Genomic DNA, 19,939 nt, shown 5'->3' with positions numbered 1-19,939 from the left:
CATTGGGGGAGGGGCATCACACGCACAGAATAACTAGATGTCGATTCCCCCTCCCGTCCTCCGTCTTTCCCATATCACCAAGCGGTTCGGCCCGCTGACCGCCAACGACGACATTTCGCTCGATCTCCAGCGCGGCGAGGTGCTCGCCCTGCTCGGCGAGAACGGCGCTGGCAAGAGCACGCTGGTCAATATCCTGTTCGGCCATTACGTTGCCGATGCCGGCACCGTCGAGGTGGATGGCGCGGCGCTGCCGCCGGGCAACCCGCGCGCGGCGCTGGCGGCCGGCGTGGGCATGGTGCACCAGCACTTCACGCTGGCCGACAACCTGACCGTGCTCGACAACATCCTGATCGGCACCGAGCCACTCTGGCGCTGGCGCCAGCAGCGCGCCGCCGCGCTCGGCCGCGTGCAGGCCATCGCCCAGCGTTTTGGCCTGGCCGTGCAGCCCAACGCGCGGGTTGGTGCGTTGTCCGTGGGCGAGCGCCAGCGCGTGGAAATCGTCAAGGCGCTGTATCGCGGCGCCCGGGTGCTGATTCTCGATGAACCCACGGCCGTGCTGACGCCGCAGGAGGTAGACAGCCTGTTCACCACGCTGGCGCAGCTGATTGCCGAAGGGCTGTCGGTGATTTTCATCAGCCATAAGCTCGATGAAGTGCTGCGTGTGTCGCATCGCGTGGCGGTGCTGCGCGGCGGCAAGCTGGTGGCCATGCGCGCCGCAGGCGAGACCAGCAAGCAGGAACTGGCCGAACTGATGGTGGGGCGGCGTGTGGAGATGCCCCGGCGCGAGGCCGCCGAGGCGCCCGGGGAGCTGATCGCCACCCTGCGCCGCGCCAACGTGGCCGCGGCGGAGGGGCGCGTGGCGCTGCACGATGTCACGCTGGCCCTGCATGCGGGCGAGATCGTCGGCATTGCCGGCGTGTCCGGCAACGGGCAGGTCACGCTGGCCGAGCTGATGAGCGGCATGCTGGCGCCATCGTCCGGCACGGTGACCGTGGAAGGCATCGACCTGCCGGCTGTGCCCCGGCGCTGGATTGCCGCCGGCGTGGCGCGCGTGCCCGAGGATCGCCACGCCGAAGGCGCCGTGGGCGACCTGGCCGTGTGGGAGAACGCGATTGCCGAGCAACTGGGCAACCCGGTGTTCGTGCGGGGCGGGGTGATCCGCAGCGGACCGGCGCGGCGCTTTGCGGCGGCGCTGGCCAGGAAATTCGACGTGCGCGGCGGCGGCATCGACGCCCCCACGCGCACGCTCTCCGGCGGGAATATGCAGAAGCTGATTCTGGGGCGCGCGCTGTCGGTACGCGGCGCGCAGACGCCCCGGCTGGTCATCGCCAGCCAGCCCACCTGGGGGCTGGATATCGGCGCGGTGGCCTACGTCCATCGCCAGTTGCTGGAAGCCGCGGGGGCCGGGGCCGCCGTGCTGCTGATTTCCGAGGATCTCGACGAACTGCTGTCGCTGGCCGACCGCATCGCCGTGATCCATGGCGGACGGCTGACGCCGGCCCGCGCGACGTCCGGCTGGACGCTCGGCACGCTGGGACTGGCCATGGCCGGCGCGGACCACGCCGCGACGCACGGGGAGGTGGCCCATGCGGCTTGAAGCGCGCACCACGGTCTCGCGCACCGCGCTGGTGGCCGCGCCGTTCGGGGCCATCGTCGCCACGCTCGGCATTTGTGCAGTATTGGTCGCCTGGGCCGGCGCGCCGGTCGGCAAGGCGTATTGGCTGTTGCTCGAAGGGGGCTTCGGCTCGCGTTTCGCGTGGTCGGAGACGCTGACCCGCGCCACGCCGCTGATGCTGACCGGGCTGGCCGTGGCGGTGGCGTTCCGCACGCGGCTGTTCAATATCGGCGCGGAAGGGCAGTTGTACCTGGGCGCGCTGGCAGCGGTGGCCGTCGGCGGACAGGTGGATGGGGCTGCCGCGCCGTGGGCGGCCGCGCTGCCGAATGGGCTGCTGTTCGGTCTGATGGTGGCGGCCGGCATGCTGGCAGGCGCTTTGCTGTTGCTGGTGCCGGCGCTGCTGAAGCTGCGGCTGGGGGTGGACGAGGTGGTCACCACGCTGCTGCTGAACTTCATCGTCCTGCTGGGCGTGTCGATGATGCTGGATGGGCCGATGAAGGACCCGCTGGCGATGGGCTGGCCGCAGTCCGTGGCGCTGGTGCCGGAACTCGAACTGTCGCGGCTGCTGGAGCGTTCGCGCGTGCATAGCGGGCTGCTGATCGCCGTGGCGCTGGCCGTGATCCTGTGGGCGGTCAACCGCTTCACGGTGTTCGGCCTGCAGATGCGTGCGGTGGGCGCCAACGCGCGCGCGGCGGCCTTCGCGGGCATGCCGGTGACGCGCGTGACGCTGCTGGCGGCGATGCTGTCCGGCGCGCTGGCGGGGCTGGCCGGCGTGGTCGAGGTGGCGGGGCGCACCGGCTACCTGACGCTGGACATCTCGCCCGGCTACGGCTACGCCGGGGTGGTCATCGCCATGCTGGCGGGGCTGCACCCGATCGGTGTGATTGCCGCGTCGGTGTTCGTGGCGGGCGTGCTGGTGGGCGCGGACGGCATGAGCCGCGCCGTGGGCGTGCCGAATACCATCGCCGACGTGATCGTCGCCGTGGCGCTGCTGACCATGCTGGTGGCCACGATGCTGACGCGCTACCGCGTGCGGTTCGACCGGATCGGGAGGGCCGCCTGATGGAACTGCTCGATATCGTGAGTGCGGCGCCGTTCTGGATCGCCGTGTTGCGCGTGGCCACGCCGCTGATCTTCGGCACGCTGGGGGTGCTGCTGTGCGAGCGCGCCGGGGTGCTCAACCTCGGCATCGAAGGGATCATGGTGGCCGGCGCGTTCTCCGGCTGGCTGGCGGTCTACCTCGGCGCGCCGCTCTGGGGCGGGGTGGCGGTGGCGGCGGGCGTGGGGCTGGCCTTCGGGCTGCTGCACGGCTGGCTGACCGTGTCCCTGGCGCTGTCCCAGCACGTGGCGGGGCTGGGCGTGACGATGCTGGCCACCAGCGTGTCTTACTACGCCTATCGGCTGAACTTCGCACAGGTGTCGTCGCCGCCGACGATCACCCCGTTCGCGCCGATGACATGGTGGGCGGAGGTACCGCTCCTCGGCCCCCTGATCGGCCCGGTGATGGCCGCCGAGACCGCGCTGACGCTGCTGGCGCTGTGCATGGCGCCGCTGATCGGCTGGCTGCTCTATCGCACGCCGCTGGGGCTGGCCCTGCGCATGGTCGGCGAGAATCCGGCGGCGGCAGAAGGGCAGGGCATCCGCGTGGCAGCCGTGCGGATTGGTGCGATCATGGCCGGCTCGGCGCTGATGGCCGTGGGCGGGGCGTTCCTGACGCTCTCCGCCTTCAACGCGTTCTTCTTCAACATGATCAACGGGCGCGGCTGGATCTGCGTGGCGCTGGTGGTCTTTGCCTCGTGGCGGCCCGGCCGGGCGCTGCTCGGCGCGGTGCTGTTCGCCGCGTTCGACGCCCTGCAACTGCGCCTGCAACAGGGCGGGGCGAGCCTGCCGGGCCTGCCGCCGCTGCCGTACCAGGTGTACCTGATGCTGCCCTACGTGCTGTCGATCCTGGCGCTGGTGCTGGTGGCGCGCCGCGCGGCCTATCCGCAGGCGCTGATGAAGCCGTACCGCAAGGGCGAGCGGTGACCCAACCCCATCGCCCCCTATATATAGAAGAGAGAGATTCCACATGTTCGACCTGATCCTGCGCCGCTGCAGCCTGCCCGATGGCCGTACCGACATCGACATCGGCATCGCCAATGGCAAGATCGCCGCCGTGGAGCCGCGCCTGGCCGCCACGGCGGGCGAGGAGATCGACGCCGCCGGCCAGCTCGTCACGCCGCCGTTCGTCGACGCGCACTTCCACATGGATTCGACATTGTCCTATGGGCTGCCGCGCGTGAACCAGTCCGGCACGCTGCTCGAAGGCATTGCCCTGTGGGGCGAGCTGAAGCCGCTGCTGACGCAGGAGGCCATCGTGGAACGCGCGCTGGCCTATTGCGACTGGGCCGTCGCCAAGGGGCTGCTGGCCATCCGCTCGCACGTGGATGTCTGCGATCCGCGCCTGCTGGCCACCGAGGCGCTGCTGCACGTGCGCGAGCGCGTGAAGCCCTACCTCGACCTGCAACTGGTGGCCTTTCCGCAGGACGGCGTGCTGCGGGCGCCCGGCGCGCTGGACAACCTGCGCCGCGCGCTGGACATGGGCGTGGACGTGGTTGGCGGCATTCCGCACTTCGAGCGGACCATGGCGGACGGCGCGGCGTCCGTGAAGCTGCTGTGCGAGGAAGCTGCCGCGCGCGGCCTGCGCGTGGACATGCATTGCGACGAGAGCGATGACCCGATGTCGCGCCATATCGAGACGCTGGCCAGCGAGTCCGTCCGGCTCGGGTTGCAGGGGCGCGTCACGGGCTCGCACCTGACGTCGATGCATTCGATGGATAACTATTACGTGTCCAAGCTGCTGCCGCTGATGCGCGAGGCCGGCGTGGCGGCCATCGCCAATCCGCTCATCAACATCACGCTCCAGGGGCGGCATGACACCTACCCAAAGCGGCGCGGCATGACGCGCGTGCCGGAACTGCTGGCGGCGGGGGTGCCGGTGGCCTTCGGGCACGACTGCGTGATGGATCCGTGGTACGGGCTGGGCACCGGCGACATGCTGGAGGTGGCCCACATGGGCCTGCACGTGGCCCAGATGACCGGGCAGGACGCCATGCGCGCCTGCTTTGCGGCCGTGACCGAGACGCCGGCCAGGATCCTCGGCCTGGACGGCTACGGCCTGGCCCCAGGCTGCCGCGCGGACCTGGTGCTGTTGCAGGCGCGCAATCCGGTAGAGGCCCTCCGCCTGCGCGCCACGCGGCTGGCCGTGCTGCGCGCCGGCAAGGTGGTGGCGCGCACCCCGGCCGCCACCGCCACGCTGGCGCTGGATGGCCGGCCTTCACAGGTGGATTTCCGGCTGCGCTAAGAATCGCCAGGATTTTTTCGGCAGCCTGTTGACAGCCGGCGATCATCGCAGCATAATCTCCTTCTTCGCATCGCCGCAGACATGCAGCGAGACGAAGCCCAGATGGCGGAATTGGTAGACGCACTAGGTTCAGGTCCTAGCGGTGGCAACACTGTGGAGGTTCGAGTCCTCTTCTGGGCACCAATATTTAAATGGCCCCGCGCAAGCGGGGCCATTTCTATTTGTACATCCGGAAAGACAGGCCCCCTGGGGGCCTTTTTTCGTTTCCGGCGCTTGTACGATCTCTGCGGGTTTTGGCTTGCGCGGCAGATCACACAGGCACTCACCATCGCCGGATGTTTGACCTATGCTCAAGTCTGATCGGGCATGGTTCAGAAACGCCCGGCAAGGTGGTTGCCATGAGAAAGCTGGCGTTGCGTGAGAGAGAGGAACGGTCCGGGAGCCATCCCGGATGGAAACCTTGTGCCGCGGCAGACTGGGCACATCATCTGCCGCTCCGATGGTGGCTGCTCATGGCGTTGATGGCCGGCGCGGTCGTGGCCCATGCGGAGGAGGCGGACAACTGGTTCTTGTCCGCTGCCGCGTCAGCACCCGCTCCCGCGCCCACCGTCGGAGCCGCCGCGCCGCCCGAACTCGCCGCAGCGCCCACCAGGCCCGCAGCTCCTCCGGATGCCCTCGCACCGCCGCGCATGGTCGATGGCGATGACGGTCCGGGCCTGCCCCGGCCGGTCTATGCCTCGCTGTCCGCGCAGTCGCGGCCCGTCGATGACGCGCCGGGCCCCGGCGCCATCGATCGCCAGGTCGAGACGTTCCGCGGCGCGCCCCGTCCCGCCCGGTTGCACCTCGACGACGTGACCTCCGCCACCGGCTTTGTCGACAGCAGCGTGCGCAGCATGGCGCTGGCGATGAACACGCCGCTGTCGCGCAATGCCGAAGGGCTGACGCTGCAGTCGCGCGTGGAGATGGCCTATCGCCCTGGCATGTCGCCCGTCGCCAACAACTGGGACGCCGCGCCCGGCGAGGCCAGCGCCACCGGCCTGGCCGTCCGCCTCTACGGGTCCCGCCCGACGCGCATCTCCGGCGTCTATCCCTATGTGGAAGCCGACTGGTGGCAGGACAACCGCGCGAGAACCATCAACATCAACGGCACCCGCATCGACACCGACCTGCTGCGTGGCCTGCTGTCGTTCAACGTTGGCGCCCAGCGCAATTCCATCACCGGCCTGAAGGTCTGGATGAAGGCGCGCGGCGGCCGTAACGCTGGCGCAACGTTGGGCGCACGGTACCGATGGTAGCCATGCCGTTTTTTTTCATCAAACGCTTGCACGAAAGGCGAATTGCGATACAATTGCGGCCTCGCGTGCGGCTGTAGCTCAGTTGGATAGAGTACTTGGCTACGAACCAAGGGGTCGTGGGTTCGAATCCTGCCAGCCGCGCCACTATCAGCAAGAAAAACGGGATTGGCGTTTGCCAATCCCGTTTTTCTTTGGTCCTCCCGCATCTGTCTGCAAGTCTCCCCGCCGTACGGCTTCCCCTCGCGAAGTCACCATCCCCCGGCCGTTCACACAATCCCGAAATCCTTCACTTCCGGCCGGTCCGTCGCGTCGCTACACTGGCCGCGTAGGAAATTTCTCAGGCAGTCCCAGACACCAAGGAGATAGGCATGAAGGCACGTAAGCGGGCGTTCCCGATGGCGGCGATGGCGACGGCGGCGGGGCTTTTGATGGGGCAGGTGGGGGTAGCGTGTGCCGAGGGTGGGACGATCCGGTTTGAGGGTGCCATCGTCGCACCGACCTGTGACATGGTGCCGCGAGCCGGGGCGCGGCCGACGCTCCAGTCGCGCTGTCCCGTCCCGGGCGGTGCCGTTGTGCGGACCCTGGCGTTGCCGCGGGCCGGGGAGGGCGAGTCCGTGGGCGCCTATCACCTCGATGTCCGGCCGGCCGATGGCCCGGGCACCCCTGCCGGTATTCCCGCTCGCTATGTCGTGATCGCCACCTATCTCTAGCGCCCGGCCCCCGCCCCGGCAGCCCTTGCCGCTATTCGCCCCCAGCGTGTTCGGTTCCCCCCTTAATTGGGTCGCCGGGACATTGACACGGGCGGATCGGCGGGCACATCATTCGTCCGGAAGAGATGCGCCTCCGGGGCGACAAGCGACGTTTACCCGTCCGTTTGCCCGTCTATCCGGAAGGCCGCCAGTCCAAAGGGAAACGGGGTCATGAATCCTTCGATACGCAATCTGGCCAGCGTGGTCGCGCTGGCCGTCCTGCTCTCCGCATGCTCGTCCACCAACGAGCGTGCGACCACCGTCACGGCCGTGGAGCAGCCGCCCTCCGACCAGGCCATGAAGGCCCTGTCCGCGGAGGTGTTCACCTACGGCTATCCGCTCGTGCTGATGGACGTGACGCGCGAGGTGATGACGGCCCGCACGCCGGCCAACACCTTTGTTCACAAGCGCAGCTTCCCGGATGCCATGTTCACCGACGTGGTCAGTCCCAATGCCGATACGCTGTATTCGACGGCCTGGCTGGACCTGACGAAGGAACCCGTGGTCCTGTCCGTGCCCGATACCGCCGGCCGCTACTACCTGATGCCGCTGATGGATGCGTGGACCAATGTGTTCGCGTCGCCGGGCAAGCGCACCACCGGCACCAAGCGTGGCGCGTTCGCCATCGTCGGACCGGACTGGCAGGGTACGCTGCCCAAGGGCGTGAAGGAGATCCGCTCGCCGACCGCCATGGTCTGGCTGATTGGCCGCACGCAGACCAACGGGAAGCAGGACTTCCCGACCGTGCACCGCCTCCAGGACCAGTACCGCCTGATTCCGCTTTCCGCCTGGCAGAAGGGCGCCCGCGTGGCGCCGCCGGCCGCGCCGCCGCGCGCCACGTTGATCGACACCCAGACGCCGCCCGTCGAGCAGGTGGCCGCCATGGACGCGCAGGCGTTCTTCTCGCGCATGGCCGCCTTGCTGGAGGCCAACCCGCCGGCGCCCGAGGATGCGGCGATGGTCGGGAAGATGCGCCGCATGGGGATCGAGGCCGGCGAGCCGTTCAAGACCACGGTGCTGGAGCCGTCCACGGCGCGCGCCGTGCAGGAAGGCGCGACGGCCGCGCTGGCCGGGATTGCCGCCGAAGCGCGCAAGGGCGCGGCCGGCAGCACCGGCTGGCGCATCGCGCGTGACCTTGGCAGCTACGGCACCGACTACACCAAGCGCGCCGCCATCGCCATGATGGGCCTGGGTGCGAACCTGCCCGAGGATGCGGTCTACCCCGCCACGCGCGCCGATGCCACGGGCCGGCCGTTCGATGGCGGCAGCCGCTACGTGCTGCATTTCGAGAAAGGGCAGTTGCCGCCGGTTAAGGCGTTCTGGTCGCTCACGCTCTACAACAACAAGCAGGCGTTCGTCAGCAACCCGATCCAGCGCTACGCGCTCGGCAGCCGCGACCGCCTGCGCTACAACCGCGACGGCTCGCTCGACATCTATATCCAGTACGAGCGCCCCGACGGCGCGCGCGCGGCCAACTGGCTGCCGGCGCCGCCCGATGGCTTCAACCTCGTGCTGCGCGCCTACTGGCCGGACCAGGCCATGCTGGACGGCAAGTGGGCGCCGCCGGCGGTGCAGCGCGTGAACTGACGCGCGACCTGACGCGCGCCCTGACGGCGCCCCGGCGTCAGAACTTGAACTTCACGCCAGCGTAGAACGCGCGCCCCACGCCCGGGTAGAACACTGCGGTGTTCGCGGTGCGCGCATCGGCCACGGTGCCGAAGTCGCTGATGTAGCGCTTGTCGGCCAGGTTGCGGGCATCGAGGAACAGCGTGACCCCGCGCTGGAATTCATAGCTGGCCTGAATCCCGAACAGCACGTAGGCCGGCACCTTCATCGTGTTGGCGTAGTCCACGTAGGCGCCGGTCGGCACCCAGTCGATCGTTCCCGCCACCCGCAACCCCGCAGCCTGGCTATACGCGAGCGTCGTGCGCAGCACGTGTTTCGGGATGCCGGCGATGCGGTTGTTGCCGTACACCGGGTCGTTGTCGAATCGGAAATCGCTGAAATTCCACAGTTGCGACACGGTGATCTTGTCACCGGGGCCGGCCACGTTGCGCAGCACGTCGGCGCTGGCGCCCAGCTCCACACCCTGCAGGATGGTGCGATTGGCGTTGAAGGTGGAAGCCGGCACATCCGGGCTGACCGTGTATTGCAGCAACTGGTCGCGCACGAGGGAGCGGTACACCGTCAGATCCCAGCCGAAGCGGTCCACCTGGCCGCGCGTGCCAGCCTCCAGCGTCCAGCCGCGCTGCGCGGCCAGCGGCACGAACTGGTTGGTCGCACCGATGGTCTGGTTCAAATCGGAAAAATCCGGGACATCGGCGCTGCGCGTGATGTCGATGAAGGCCTGCACGTCCTTGCGCGGTTCCCAGAGCACGCCGAACTTCGGGTTCACGCCGCTGTAGGTGGTGCCGTCCGACTTGGGCGTGGAGCTGGCGGGCAGACCGCCATAGTCCTGGTACTCGCGCCGGTTGCGGTACGCCTTGGCGCCAGCCATCAGCGCCACGGTGGGCACCACGTAGAGCCGGTCTTCCAGGTACGCCTCGTAGTTATACGCATCCTGCGCCGCGTTCAGCGTTTGCGCGCCCCGGCTGCCGTTCACGTTCACGTACTGGCGCGCGTTGTTGTTGCCGCCGAAGAAGCGCGCACCCGCGATCAGCTGGTTGCGCATGCCGCCCAGCGTGAAATTGCCCGTGTAGCGCGGCGCGAAGCCGTAGGTCCAGTAATCCTGGTCGATGACCTGGAAGATCGGGTGATACAGGCTCTTGTGGATGACCCAGGTGCTGAAGTCGAGCTGGCCGTTGTCGAGCTTCACGGTCGTCACGTTGGCCAGCCGCTCGGTGCGCGTGTTGCGGGCCTGATCGCCCGCCAGCGCGCTGGCGGAGGCCATGCGCGGGTTGTTCAGCGCGTCGTTCAGGCTCAGCGTGCCCGGCAGCAGCTGATCGACGATGTACGCGCCGAAGTAGAAGCGCGTTTCCACGGACGGGCTGAAGCGATAGCCGAGGTTGGCGTTGAGCTGCTCGTACTGGCCGCGCTCGTGGTTCCGGTAGCCCTCCGAATGGTTCACGGTCAGGTTGGCCAGGAAGTCCCACGCGCCGATCTGGCGCGACACCTGCCCGCTCGCGCGGATCGTGCCGAAGCTGCCGCCGTCCACGCGCGCCATGTTCGGCGCCTCGGCGTTCAGGGCGGTCGGGGTGGTGAAGTTGATCGCGCCGCCCAGCGTGGTGCTGCCATAGGCGAGGCCGTTGCCGCCCTTGTAGATCTCCGCCGCCGACAGGCCAATCGGATCGATCTGATAGAAGTCGCCGCTGCCATCGGCGAAGTTGGTCGGTACGCCGTCCTGGAGGATGTCGATGCCGCGCGTGTGGAAGCCGCGCGCCACGCCCGAGCCGCGCACCGACAGGCGCAGTTCCTGGCCGTAGCGTTCCTGGACGTAGACGCCGGGCGCATCCTTGAGCACATCTCGCAGATCGCTGGCGTAGGTGTTGGTATACGACGCCGCGTCAACGAACCCCACCGAGCCAGCGAATTCGAACAGCGACCGGCGCTGCTGGCCGATGCTCGGCGCGGTCAGCGATCCCGCCGCCGGGGCCGTCGCGGTGACGGTGGGCAGCACATGCTCGGGCGTAGGGTCGGGCGCGCTGGCGGCCTGGCCCAGCGCAGCCGTGGACAAGGCGGCCGCGGGCAGGACTGCCGCGCGGCGCCAGGGATTGGCTCGTTTCATGACTTCCTCTTGGAATTTTCCCGAGAGGATACGGGCTGGCCAGCGCGCGCACCATGTGACACAAGGACACAGCTGCGCGCGCAGGGCGCCGTTTTTCCGGCCGATTTCCTGATCTAGCTCTGACGTGGCTCTGACCTATACCGCCGCCTGTCCCGCGCAGGCCGGGGCGCACGCCGCCGTGTGCGTATGGCTGACAACCGCGCCGACAACCGCGCCGACCTGCGCGCTGGCCGGGCGATCCACCCGCTTCCACGACACGGGCACCTGCCCAGCCAGCTTGCCGCGCAGCTGCCGCGCCGCCGCTACCATATTGGCCAGCGCCGCCTCGGTCTCCGGCCAGCCGCGCGTCTTCAGTCCGCAGTCCGGGTTGACCCACAGCCGTTGCGGCGGAATGACCTCGCAGGCGCGCTCGAGCAGCCGCGTCACGGCTTCCACGGTCGGCACGCGCGGGGAGTGGATGTCGTAGACGCCCGGGCCAATCTCGTTCGGATAGTCGAATTCGCCGAAGCCCTCCAGCAGTTCCATGGCGGAGCGCGAGGTCTCGATGGTGATCACGTCCGCGTCCATGGCGGCGATGGCCGGCAGGATGTCGTTGAACTCCGCATAGCACATATGGGTGTGGATCTGCGTCGCGTCGGCCACACCGGCGGCCGAGAGCCGGAAGGCGTTGACAGCCCAGTCCAGGTAGGCCGCCCAGTCCGCGCGGCGCAGCGGCAGGCCCTCGCGCAATGCCGGTTCGTCGATCTGGATTACGCGGATGCCGGCCGCCTCCAGGTCGCGCACCTCGTCGCGGATGGCCAGCGCCAGTTGCCGTGCCGTGGTGGCGCGCGGCTGGTCGTCCCGCACGAAGGACCATTGCAGCATCGTCACCGGGCCGGTGAGCATGCCCTTCATCGGCTTGTCCGTCAGGGACTGCGCGTAGCGGGCGGTCTCCACCGTCATCGGTTCGGGGCGGTACACATCGCCATAGATCACCGGCGGCTTCACGCAGCGCGAGCCGTAGCTCTGCACCCAGCCGTTCTCGGTAAAGGCGTAGCCGCATAGCTGTTCGCCGAAATATTCGACCATGTCATTGCGCTCGGCCTCGCCGTGGACCAGCACGTCCAGCCCCAGCGCCTCCTGCTTGCGCACCGCCAGTTCGATCTCGCCGCGAATCCGTTCGAGGTATTCCAGCGCGCCGATGTCGCCGCGCTTGTAGGCCGCGCGGGTCTGGCGGATGGCCGGCGTCTGCGGGAACGAGCCGATGGTGGTGGTCGGCAGCGCCGGCAGGGCCAGCGCGGCGCGCTGGCGCTCGATGCGGAGGTCGAACGCGCTGGCGCGGTCGGCCATGCCGGCCGTCACGTCGGCCAGCCGCTTCTGCACTTGTTGGTTCACCACCCGGCGCGAGGTGCGGCGCGCGGCCTGGGCTGCATCGCTGGCCGCGAGGGCTTCGGCGACGGCCGCCTCGCCCTGGTTCAGCGCCGTGGCGAGCGTATGCAGTTCATCGAGCTTCTCGGTGGCGAAGGCTAGCCAATTCCTGAGTTCCGGGTCGAGCCGCTGTTCGGCATCGAGCGAAACCGGCACGTGCAGCAGCGAGCAGGACGGGGCGATCCACAGCCGATTGCCGAGCTGCGCGTGCAGCGGCTTCAGCGTGTCCAGCACGGCGCGCAGGTCGGCCCGCCAGATATTGCGGCCATCGATCACGCCGACGGACAGCACGGCGTCAGCCGGCAGCACGGCCTGCCACGCGGCCAGCTGCTGCGGTGCGCGCACCAGATCGATATGAAAACCGTGCACGGGCAGCGCGGCGGCACGGGCGGCGTGGGGCGCGGCGGTGTCGAAGTAGGTGGCCAGCAGCAGCTTGACCCCGGCAGCGGCCAGCGTGGGGTAGGCGGCGTCGAAGGCGTCGAGCCAGGGCGCATCGAGGTCCAGGCACAGGGCCGGCTCGTCGATCTGCACCCATTCGATGCCGCGCGCCTTGAGCTGGGCGAGGATGCGGGCGTAGGCCGCCACCACCTTGGGCAGCAGGCTCAGGCGGTCGAACCCCGCCACGTGGGATTTGGACAGCCACAGGTAGGTCACCGGCCCGATCAGCACCGGACGCGTGGGCAGGCCGAGCGCCAGCGCCTCGTCGATTTCGTCGAGATACCAGGACGGACCGCCGTCGAAGGTGGATTCGGCATCGAGTTCCGGCACCAGGTAGTGGTAGTTCGTATCGAACCACTTGGTCATTTCCATGGCCGGCTGACCCACGTTGCCGCGCGCCAGTTCGTAGTATTGCGAGAGCGTCAGCGCGGCCGGGTCGAAACCGAAGCGCCGGGGCAGGGCACCGAGCAGCGCGGTGGTGCCGAGCATCTGGTCATACCAGGCGAAGTCGCCGGCGGCCACGGTGGCCAGGCCCGCATTGGCCTGCAACTGCCAGTGGCGGCGGCGCAGCGCGGCGCCGGTCTCGCGCAGCGCGGCTTCGGGCGTCTCGCCGCGCCAGAACGCCTCCTGCGAGAATTTCAGTTCACGGCGCGCGCCGATGCGCGGAAAGCCGAGGATGTGGGTGCGTGCCATGTGTGGGCTCCAGAGATGGGAAATGTTCGATCTGGCGCACAGTCTCTGATGGCGAGTAGAATGAATCAAGCGACATGTTTTAAACAATATATGAATTTCATTCAAGTCACAGGGTGTAGTCAACGCCAATGATCGAAGTCCGCCATTTCCGCTCCCTCGTGGCGATTGCCGAGTCCGGCAAGCTGGCCACGGCGGCAGAGCGTGTGCATGTGAGCCAGTCGGCGCTCTCGCACCAGATCAAGGCCATCGAGGCCCATTACGGCACGCCGCTGTTCGACCGCACGCGCCAGGGCCTGCGCTTCACGCCGGCCGGGGAGCGGCTGCTGGCGCTGGCGCGCGAGGCGCTGGCCGCCATCAGCGCGGCCGAACGCGACCTGCTGCGGCTCAAGGGCGATACCCGGGGGGAGTTACGCGTGGTGCTGGAGTGCCACACGTGTTTCGACTGGCTGATGCCGGTGATGGACGAGTTCCGCCGCCGCTGGCCTGAGGTGGAAATCGACCTCGTGGCGGGTTTCCACGCCGATCCGCTCGCGCTGCTGGCGAACGGCAAGGCGGACATGGTGATCGGCTCCAAGCCGCCAGCCAAGCGCGGGCTGGAGGTGGCGCCGCTGTTCCGCTTCGAGATCCTGGCGGTCATCGCCAACGAACACCGGCTGCGCAACAAGCGGCGCCTGGAGGCGGCGGACCTGGCCGGCGAAACGCTGATTACCTATCCGGTGCCCGAGCAGCGCATCGACCTGATCCGCGAGGTGCTGGAGCCTGCCGGCATCCATCTGCAACGCCGCACGGCCGAGCTGACCGTGGCCGTGCTACAGCTCGTGGCCAGCCGGCGCGGGGTGGCTGCACTGCCGAACTGGGGCGTGAAGAACTACGTCGATCACGACTACGTGCTGGCCAAGCGCATCGGCGCCAAGGGCCTGTGGAGCGAGTTGTACGCGACCGTGCCCGCCGCGATGGCGGACCGGCCCTATGTGGCGGACTTCGTCACCATCGTGCGCGATACCTGCGCGGCGGAACTCGACGGCATCGAACTGCTGGCGCCGGCCTGAGCTGCCTTAGGCGTGCAGCGCCACCGGCTCGGGCAGCGTGACCGAGGCGAGCCCATCGAGCGAATCGATGTCATCGCCGAACTCTGCATCCACGATCCGCACCTCCACGCCATGGCCGATGCGGCGTACGAACACGTGCAGCAGTTCCGGCACCGGCGCGCTGGCGGAGAACCGCACGCCCTGCGCGGCGTTGGCGTCGAAGCGCAGCGCCTGCAGCGTCAGGCCCGTGCGGCGGGCATTGGCGAGCACCCATTCCAGGCTGCCGAAGACATCGGCGGGATCGAGTTCAAGGGCGAGGTCGAGAGTGGGCAGCGACATGGCAGGCGGTCCGGATGTGATGCGAAAGGTGTCCGGTAAATTTACCAGCACGGGCGAAAAATGAGCTTCTGATTTTTCTCCGATGCCAGGGTAAATGAAGAAAAAACTGCGGATTATCATACAATCTCCGGATAATTCTTCTTTCTTAAGCGAATCCGCCATGTCGAACCTTCCCAAGCTCGATGACATCGACCGCCGCATCCTGCGCGAACTGCGCCGCGACGGGCGCATCTCCAATGCGAAGCTGGCCGAGCTGGTTGGCCTGTCCGCCACGCCGTGCTGGAACCGGGTGCGGGCGCTGGAGGAAGCAGGGGTGATCGAGAGTTACGCGGCGCTGCTGAACCAGAAGGCGCTGGGCCTGCCGGACACGGTGCTAATCGAAGTCACGCTGGACCGCCACGACGACGACATGTTCCGCCGCTTTGGCGAGGCGCTGGCCGAACTGCCCGAAGTGCTCGAGGCCCATCTGCTGACGGGCGAGTACGACTACCTGATCAAGGTGGCCGTGGCCGGCACCGAGGGCTACGAGGAATTCCTGCGCCACAAGCTCTACAAGCTGCCCGGCCTGCGGCACAGCCATTCGACCTTCGTGCTGCGCACGCTGAAGCGCGAACCCTCAGTCCAGCCGTAGTCGCTAGTCATTTTCCGAAATATCAGCGCGACGCGGCCAGTTTGCCCAGGCGGGGCGCCAGCGCCGTGGTAATGACGCCGAGCCCGATCAGCGCGAGGCCAATCGAAAGATCCGCGGAAATGCGCTCGTGCCAGGCCACTGCCGATAGCAGCAGGCCGAGCAGCGGCACGCCGAGCATGGCGATGGACGTGGCGGCCGGCGGCAGCGACTGCGTGACATTGAGCACGACGATAAAGGTCAGGGCCGTGGCGAGCGGGCCGGTGTAGAGGATGACCGGCCAGATGTCCGCCATGGCGCCGAGGTCCGGCGTGCCATCGCGGAACAGGGCCAGTAACAGCAGCGGCACCGTGGCCACCGCGCACTCCCACGGAATCATGTCCGCGCCGAGCCGCACCGCGCGGTGCGCGCGCAGATGGATGATGCTGACCGACCACGCCAGCGACGCGCCCAGCAGCATGGTCAGCCCCATCACGGTATGCAATTCCCAGCCGCCCAGCGCGGGCGCCACGATCACGGCGATGCCGGCGTAGCTGAACGCCGTGGCCAGCCATTGCAGCCGCGACGGCCGCTCGCCCAGCACCAGCGCGGACAGCGGAATCACCCAGATCGCCGTGGCGTAGGCCACCACCGAGGCCCGCCCCGGCGCCACGTATTGCAAGGCCCACAGCGCCAGCGCCGTGAAGGCGCCCATCTGCAACAGCCCCACGCTGACCACCAGCGGCCATTCCTGCCGCGTTGGCAGGCGCAGCCGGCGCAGCGCGCCGAGCACCACCACGCTGATCAGCGCTGCCGAGCCGAAGCGCAGCGCCGCGAACCACAGCGGGCTGACGTGGGCCAGGCCGAGCTTCATCACGGGCCAGTTGCCGCCCCAGATGGCGACGGCCCCGATCAGGGGCAGGAATTTCTTGAGTCCGGCGGCCGGAGCGGCGCCGGCGGGAGCTTGGGCAGACATCGGGAAAGGGGTTCCGGAGCGGGTGCGGGTGCTGAAAAGTCTACGTCTGGTTGCGCCGCAGCAATGACTGGATTCGACTGCACCAGCCGTAGATTCCAGCATAGAATGCCGTCTTTGCACGAACGGGAAGCGCAACATGCTGGACATCGATCTTGACACCACAGATATCCGGATCCTGAGCGAATTGCAGCGCGACGGCAGCCTCACCAACGTGGAACTGGCCAGCCGCGTGAACCTGTCGCCGTCGCCCTGTCTGGCGCGGGTGAAGCAGCTGGAGAAATCGGGCGTGATCGCGCGCAAGGTCACGCTGCTGGACGCGCGCCGGCTTGGCCTCAAGGTGGTGGTCTTCATCTCGATTTCGCTCGATAAACAGCGCCGCGAAACATTGGACGAGTTCGAGCGCCGCATCGGCGCGTTGCCGCAGGTGATGGAGTGCTACCTGATGTCCGGCGATGCCGATTACCTGCTGCGGGTGGTAGTGCCCGACGTGGACTCGCTCGAGCGTCTGATCATCGACCAGATCACGCGCATTCCGGGCGTGGCGAGCATCCGCTCCAGCTTCGCGCTGAAGCAGGTGCTGTACAGCACGGCGCTGCCGCTGGGGTAATTGATTCGACTGGGCGTCATCCGCAATTTAAGGGAATTCCCATAGCAATAGGAAATGTGACTCGTGAGAATGCGCAACGCCCCGGAAGGCCGCGCCAGATCTGGCGTGGCGGGCCGGGCCTTTCTTCTTATTCTTCGAGTCCATCATGCAGTCGTCTTACTCAGTTCGGGCCCGCGAGCAACGCAGGGCCATTACCACGCGCCTGTCCGTGATCGCCACGGCTTGCCTCGCGTTTTCCCAACCTACGCTGGCCACTCAGATCCTCGCGCCGGGCGTTGAAGTGCAAATCGATGATGGCCGTGCCATCGAGACCGGCACGACACCCGGTACGGCAGGCATTGCGGTCCTCGCCACCGAAGGCGGCAGAGTCCGCATCCTCGATAGCGGCGGGGCGATTTCGGTCACGACCGAAGGCGGCGGCGCGCACGGGCTGGCGGCCATGAGCGGGAGCACCATCGACATGCGCGGCGGCGGTATCGACACCGACAACGCGATGGCGTTGTACGCCATCAACGCAAACAGCCGCATCGGCCTGGACAACGTCCAGGTGTTCTCCGGCAGCGGTTATGTGGGCGTGTGGGCCGGTGATGGCGCGACCATCGGCATCGATGGCGGCACGGTGACGGCCGATCGCGGCAACGCGCTCATGGCCTTCGAGAATGGTGCCCGGATCGACGCGCGCGACACCACGATCAACGCCAGTGGCGACAATGCCGCCGGGGTGGAAGCCAACCTCAATGGCATCGTGACGGTGTCGCGCGGCGTGGTCAACACCAGCGGACGCAACGGGCACGGGCTCTATGCGATTGGCGGCGGCGGCGACACGCTCGTCGATGCCACCGGCACGCGGATCCGTACGCGGGGAGAGCGCGGCCACGGCGCCCACGCCGTATCAGGCGCCGTCCGGGTGCGTGACACAGAGATCGTGACCAGCGGATACGCCGCGGCGGGCGTCTGGGCCGATGGCATCAACGACCCAAGCGGCTACGTCAGCAGCGCGGAACTCCATGGCGGCACCATTCAAACGACGGGCGAGGCAGGCTATGGCATGGGCGCGCTATCGGGTGCCACGGTGGTGGCCCATGACGTGGCCCTGACAACGGCTGGCGAAGGGGCCGCCGGGGTGTTCGCCATGCATGGCGGCTCGGTAACGCTGGACGGCGGCACGGTCACCACCGAAGGCGCGGAAGCGCAAGGCCTGATGGCGTTTGGCGGCCGAACCGGCACGACGCTGCGCGCCACCGCACGCGCCGATGGCGTGACGGTCACCACGCGCGGCGCACGGGCCCAGGGCGCGGTCGTGGGCGGTGCTGCCGACCTGGACCTGAATGCCAGCACCATCACCACGCATGGCGTCAACGCCGCGGCGTTGCACGCGGAGGCCTATGATGCTGGCACCAGCACGGCCATGATCGTGGACTCGCAACTCGCCGCCAACCAGGCCGCCGGCATCCACGTGGTGGGCAGCGCGCTGGACGCCACGCTGCGGCGATCGTCCCTGCTGGGCAGCACGAACGGGGTGGAAGTGCTGAACGCCGACGACGGCACGCGGGGGACCCTGAGCCTCGCCCTCGAATCGTCAACGCTGGATGGCGCGGCACGCGTGGATGCCGGCAGCACGTTCAACCTCTCCGTGGACGCACAGTCGGCCTGGAACATCAAGGGCGATGCCATGGTGACCAGCCTGGCCAATGGCGGCACGGTGAACCTGGCTACGCGAGCCGGCGCCACGCCAGGCCAGACGCTGACCGTGACGCGCGACTATGTCGGCACCGGCGGCACCGTGCGGCTCGCCACGCAGATGGGCGGCGATGCATCGGCCACCGACAAGATCGTGCTGGACGGCGCACGCGCCTCGGGCGATACCAGCCTGCTGATCCGCCATGCCGGCGGCGAGGGCGCGCAGACGGTACAAGGGATCCGCCTTGTGGAGACGCGCAACGGCGGCGCCACCGATGCCGCGGCATTCCGGCTGAACCCGGGCTCGGACGGCTACCGGCAAGGCGTGGGATCGATCGCCGCTGGGGCGTATGACTACCAGTTGGTGCGGGGCGGCGAGGGAGGCAAGGCCGAAGACTGGTATCTGGTGGCACAGGCCCGGACCGACGGCCAGCCTGACGACGTCACGCCACTGCCGGCGCTGCGCCCCGAAGTGGGTGCCTATCTCAATAACAAGCTCGCCGCCAGCACCCTGCTGTTCCATACCCTGCGCGACCGGGAGGGCGAGCGCGCCGCAGCCGGTACCAGCGACGCCGACGGGCCGGGCCGCAACGCCTGGCTGCGCACGGTAGGCTCCACGGCCAGCCGCAACGGCGCGCTGGGCCTGACCGGCAGCGACACCCGTTACCTCGTGCATATCGGTGGCGATGTGCTCCGCTTGCCGGTGGACAAGGGCAGCATCCATGTGGGCGTGATGGGCGCGTACGGCGGCAGCCGCAACGCGTCGCGCAACGGGCCGCTGGCCGCGCACGGCAAGGTCGATGGCGTCAGCGCGGGGGTCTACGGCACCTGGTACGGCGACCGTCACACGGAAACCGGTCCCTACGTGGACGTGTGGGCCATGTATGGCGCCTATGACAATGAAGTGAACGGCGCGGGCCTGCCCTCCGAGCGCTATCGCTCCTCCAACCTCGTGACGTCCATCGAGGCCGGCCATGCCTTCCCGCTCCACCGCTCGGCGGACGTGCGTACCTATCTGGAGCCGCAGCTCCAGATCCTCTACGCAAACTACTGGGCGGACCGCCATGTGGAGCAGGGCGGCACCGCGGTCAGCCAGCTGTCGGAGAGCAGCCTGACCACCCGCCTGGGCCTGCGCCTGCATGGCGATGTCAGCCATCCCGAGACCGCCGGCAGCCCGATCGGCGTGATGCGGATGAAACCGTTCGCCGAGATCAACTGGTGGCATGGCCCCGCTTCGCAGACCGCGCAGTTCGACAGCTTCGTCGTCCGTGAGGATCTCCCCGCCAACCGTCTCGAAGGCCGGATCGGCATGCAGGGCGATGTCACGCGGCGCCTGACCGTATGGGGCAGCGTCGGCTTCGAGGCCGGCGCTCACGACTACACGGCCGGCAAGGCGCAACTGGGCATGCGCTACCGCTGGTAAGGCCCCGCTGATAAC

15 protein-coding genes and 2 tRNA genes are annotated in these 19,939 nt (G+C 68.3%); 13 read left to right on the top strand and 4 right to left on the bottom strand.

Annotated features, from left to right (window positions below; genetic code table 11):
- Positions 1-37 precede the first annotated feature (37 nt).
- The 9 genes from SB751_RS14780 (at position 38) to SB751_RS14740 (ending at position 8,589) form a co-directional block, all read left to right on the top strand.
- A complete protein-coding gene (locus tag SB751_RS14780) occupies positions 38-1,597 on the top strand; it encodes an ABC transporter ATP-binding protein (RefSeq protein ID WP_410748189.1) in 1,560 nt (519 codons plus the stop codon).
- On the top strand, positions 1,587-2,678 hold the full coding sequence (locus SB751_RS14775; RefSeq protein ID WP_211942555.1) for an ABC transporter permease: 1,092 nt from the start codon (positions 1,587-1,589) through the stop codon (positions 2,676-2,678). The genes SB751_RS14780 and SB751_RS14775 overlap by 11 nt, the downstream gene beginning before the upstream one ends.
- Complete coding sequence (locus tag SB751_RS14770; RefSeq protein WP_186296967.1) at positions 2,678-3,640, top strand: ABC transporter permease; 963 nt, start codon at positions 2,678-2,680, stop codon at positions 3,638-3,640. The genes SB751_RS14775 and SB751_RS14770 overlap by 1 nt, the downstream gene beginning before the upstream one ends.
- 43 nt (positions 3,641-3,683) lie before the next feature.
- On the top strand, positions 3,684-4,958 hold the full coding sequence (locus SB751_RS14765) for an amidohydrolase family protein (RefSeq protein WP_144202321.1): 1,275 nt from the start codon (positions 3,684-3,686) through the stop codon (positions 4,956-4,958).
- 96 nt (positions 4,959-5,054) lie between these two features.
- Positions 5,055-5,141 (top strand) — tRNA-Leu (locus SB751_RS14760).
- 329 nt (positions 5,142-5,470) lie between these two features.
- Entirely contained in the window at positions 5,471-6,253 is a 783-nt protein-coding gene (locus SB751_RS14755; RefSeq protein WP_244844382.1) for a hypothetical protein, read from the top strand.
- 67 nt (positions 6,254-6,320) lie between these two features.
- Positions 6,321-6,397: transfer RNA gene (locus SB751_RS14750), tRNA-Arg, on the top strand.
- Positions 6,398-6,621: 224 nt separating this feature from the next.
- The gene (locus SB751_RS14745) at positions 6,622-6,963 is read left to right on the top strand and encodes a hypothetical protein (RefSeq protein ID WP_144202318.1); all 342 of its coding nucleotides are present in this window, start codon (positions 6,622-6,624) and stop codon (positions 6,961-6,963) included.
- Between the two features lie 210 nt (positions 6,964-7,173).
- Positions 7,174-8,589: a DUF1254 domain-containing protein gene (locus SB751_RS14740; RefSeq protein WP_144202316.1), complete on the top strand. Its 1,416-nt coding sequence runs from the start codon at positions 7,174-7,176 to the stop codon at positions 8,587-8,589.
- Between the two features lie 37 nt (positions 8,590-8,626).
- Here SB751_RS14740 and SB751_RS14735 read toward each other — a convergent pair whose 3' ends face one another.
- Both SB751_RS14735 and metE read right to left on the bottom strand, forming a co-directional pair.
- Positions 8,627-10,726 carry a TonB-dependent receptor family protein gene (locus tag SB751_RS14735; RefSeq protein ID WP_410748188.1) on the bottom strand — a complete coding sequence of 700 codons (2,100 nt, stop codon included), beginning with the start codon at positions 10,724-10,726 and terminating at the stop codon, positions 8,627-8,629.
- 135 nt (positions 10,727-10,861) lie between these two features.
- Positions 10,862-13,264 carry a 5-methyltetrahydropteroyltriglutamate--homocysteine S-methyltransferase gene (metE, locus tag SB751_RS14730; protein ID WP_144202312.1) on the bottom strand — a complete coding sequence of 801 codons (2,403 nt, stop codon included), beginning with the start codon at positions 13,262-13,264 and terminating at the stop codon, positions 10,862-10,864.
- Between the two features lie 128 nt (positions 13,265-13,392).
- Here metE and SB751_RS14725 point away from each other — a divergent pair, with 128 nt between their 5' ends.
- Positions 13,393-14,313: a LysR family transcriptional regulator gene (locus SB751_RS14725; RefSeq protein WP_211942556.1), complete on the top strand. Its 921-nt coding sequence runs from the start codon at positions 13,393-13,395 to the stop codon at positions 14,311-14,313.
- A gap of 6 nt (positions 14,314-14,319) precedes the next feature.
- Here the strand turns inward: SB751_RS14725 and SB751_RS14720 are convergent, their stop codons facing one another.
- Positions 14,320-14,631, bottom strand: coding sequence for an AsnC family transcriptional regulator (locus SB751_RS14720; protein ID WP_144202308.1), 312 nt, complete (start codon positions 14,629-14,631; stop codon positions 14,320-14,322).
- 160 nt (positions 14,632-14,791) lie between these two features.
- Between SB751_RS14720 and SB751_RS14715 the strand changes: the two genes are divergently transcribed.
- Positions 14,792-15,262 carry an Lrp/AsnC family transcriptional regulator gene (locus SB751_RS14715; RefSeq protein ID WP_092300665.1) on the top strand — a complete coding sequence of 157 codons (471 nt, stop codon included), beginning with the start codon at positions 14,792-14,794 and terminating at the stop codon, positions 15,260-15,262.
- Between the two features lie 22 nt (positions 15,263-15,284).
- Here the strand turns inward: SB751_RS14715 and SB751_RS14710 are convergent, their stop codons facing one another.
- Entirely contained in the window at positions 15,285-16,214 is a 930-nt protein-coding gene (locus SB751_RS14710) for a DMT family transporter (RefSeq protein ID WP_144202306.1), read from the bottom strand.
- Positions 16,215-16,350: 136 nt separating this feature from the next.
- Between SB751_RS14710 and SB751_RS14705 the strand changes: the two genes are divergently transcribed.
- Both SB751_RS14705 and SB751_RS14700 read left to right on the top strand, forming a co-directional pair.
- Positions 16,351-16,821 (top strand): Lrp/AsnC family transcriptional regulator, encoded by a 471-nt coding sequence (locus tag SB751_RS14705; RefSeq protein WP_144202304.1) that lies wholly within the window; start codon positions 16,351-16,353, stop codon positions 16,819-16,821.
- A gap of 145 nt (positions 16,822-16,966) precedes the next feature.
- The gene (locus SB751_RS14700) at positions 16,967-19,924 is read left to right on the top strand and encodes an autotransporter outer membrane beta-barrel domain-containing protein (RefSeq protein ID WP_144202302.1); all 2,958 of its coding nucleotides are present in this window, start codon (positions 16,967-16,969) and stop codon (positions 19,922-19,924) included.
- Positions 19,925-19,939 lie beyond the last annotated feature (15 nt).

This window comes from Cupriavidus sp. SIMBA_020 (genome assembly GCF_046535395.1).
In the GTDB taxonomy this organism is placed as follows: Bacteria; Pseudomonadota; Gammaproteobacteria; order Burkholderiales; family Burkholderiaceae; genus Cupriavidus; species Cupriavidus campinensis.
The sequence above is the reverse complement of the archived record's forward strand: the minus strand, read 5'-3'. Positions and strand labels throughout refer to the sequence as shown.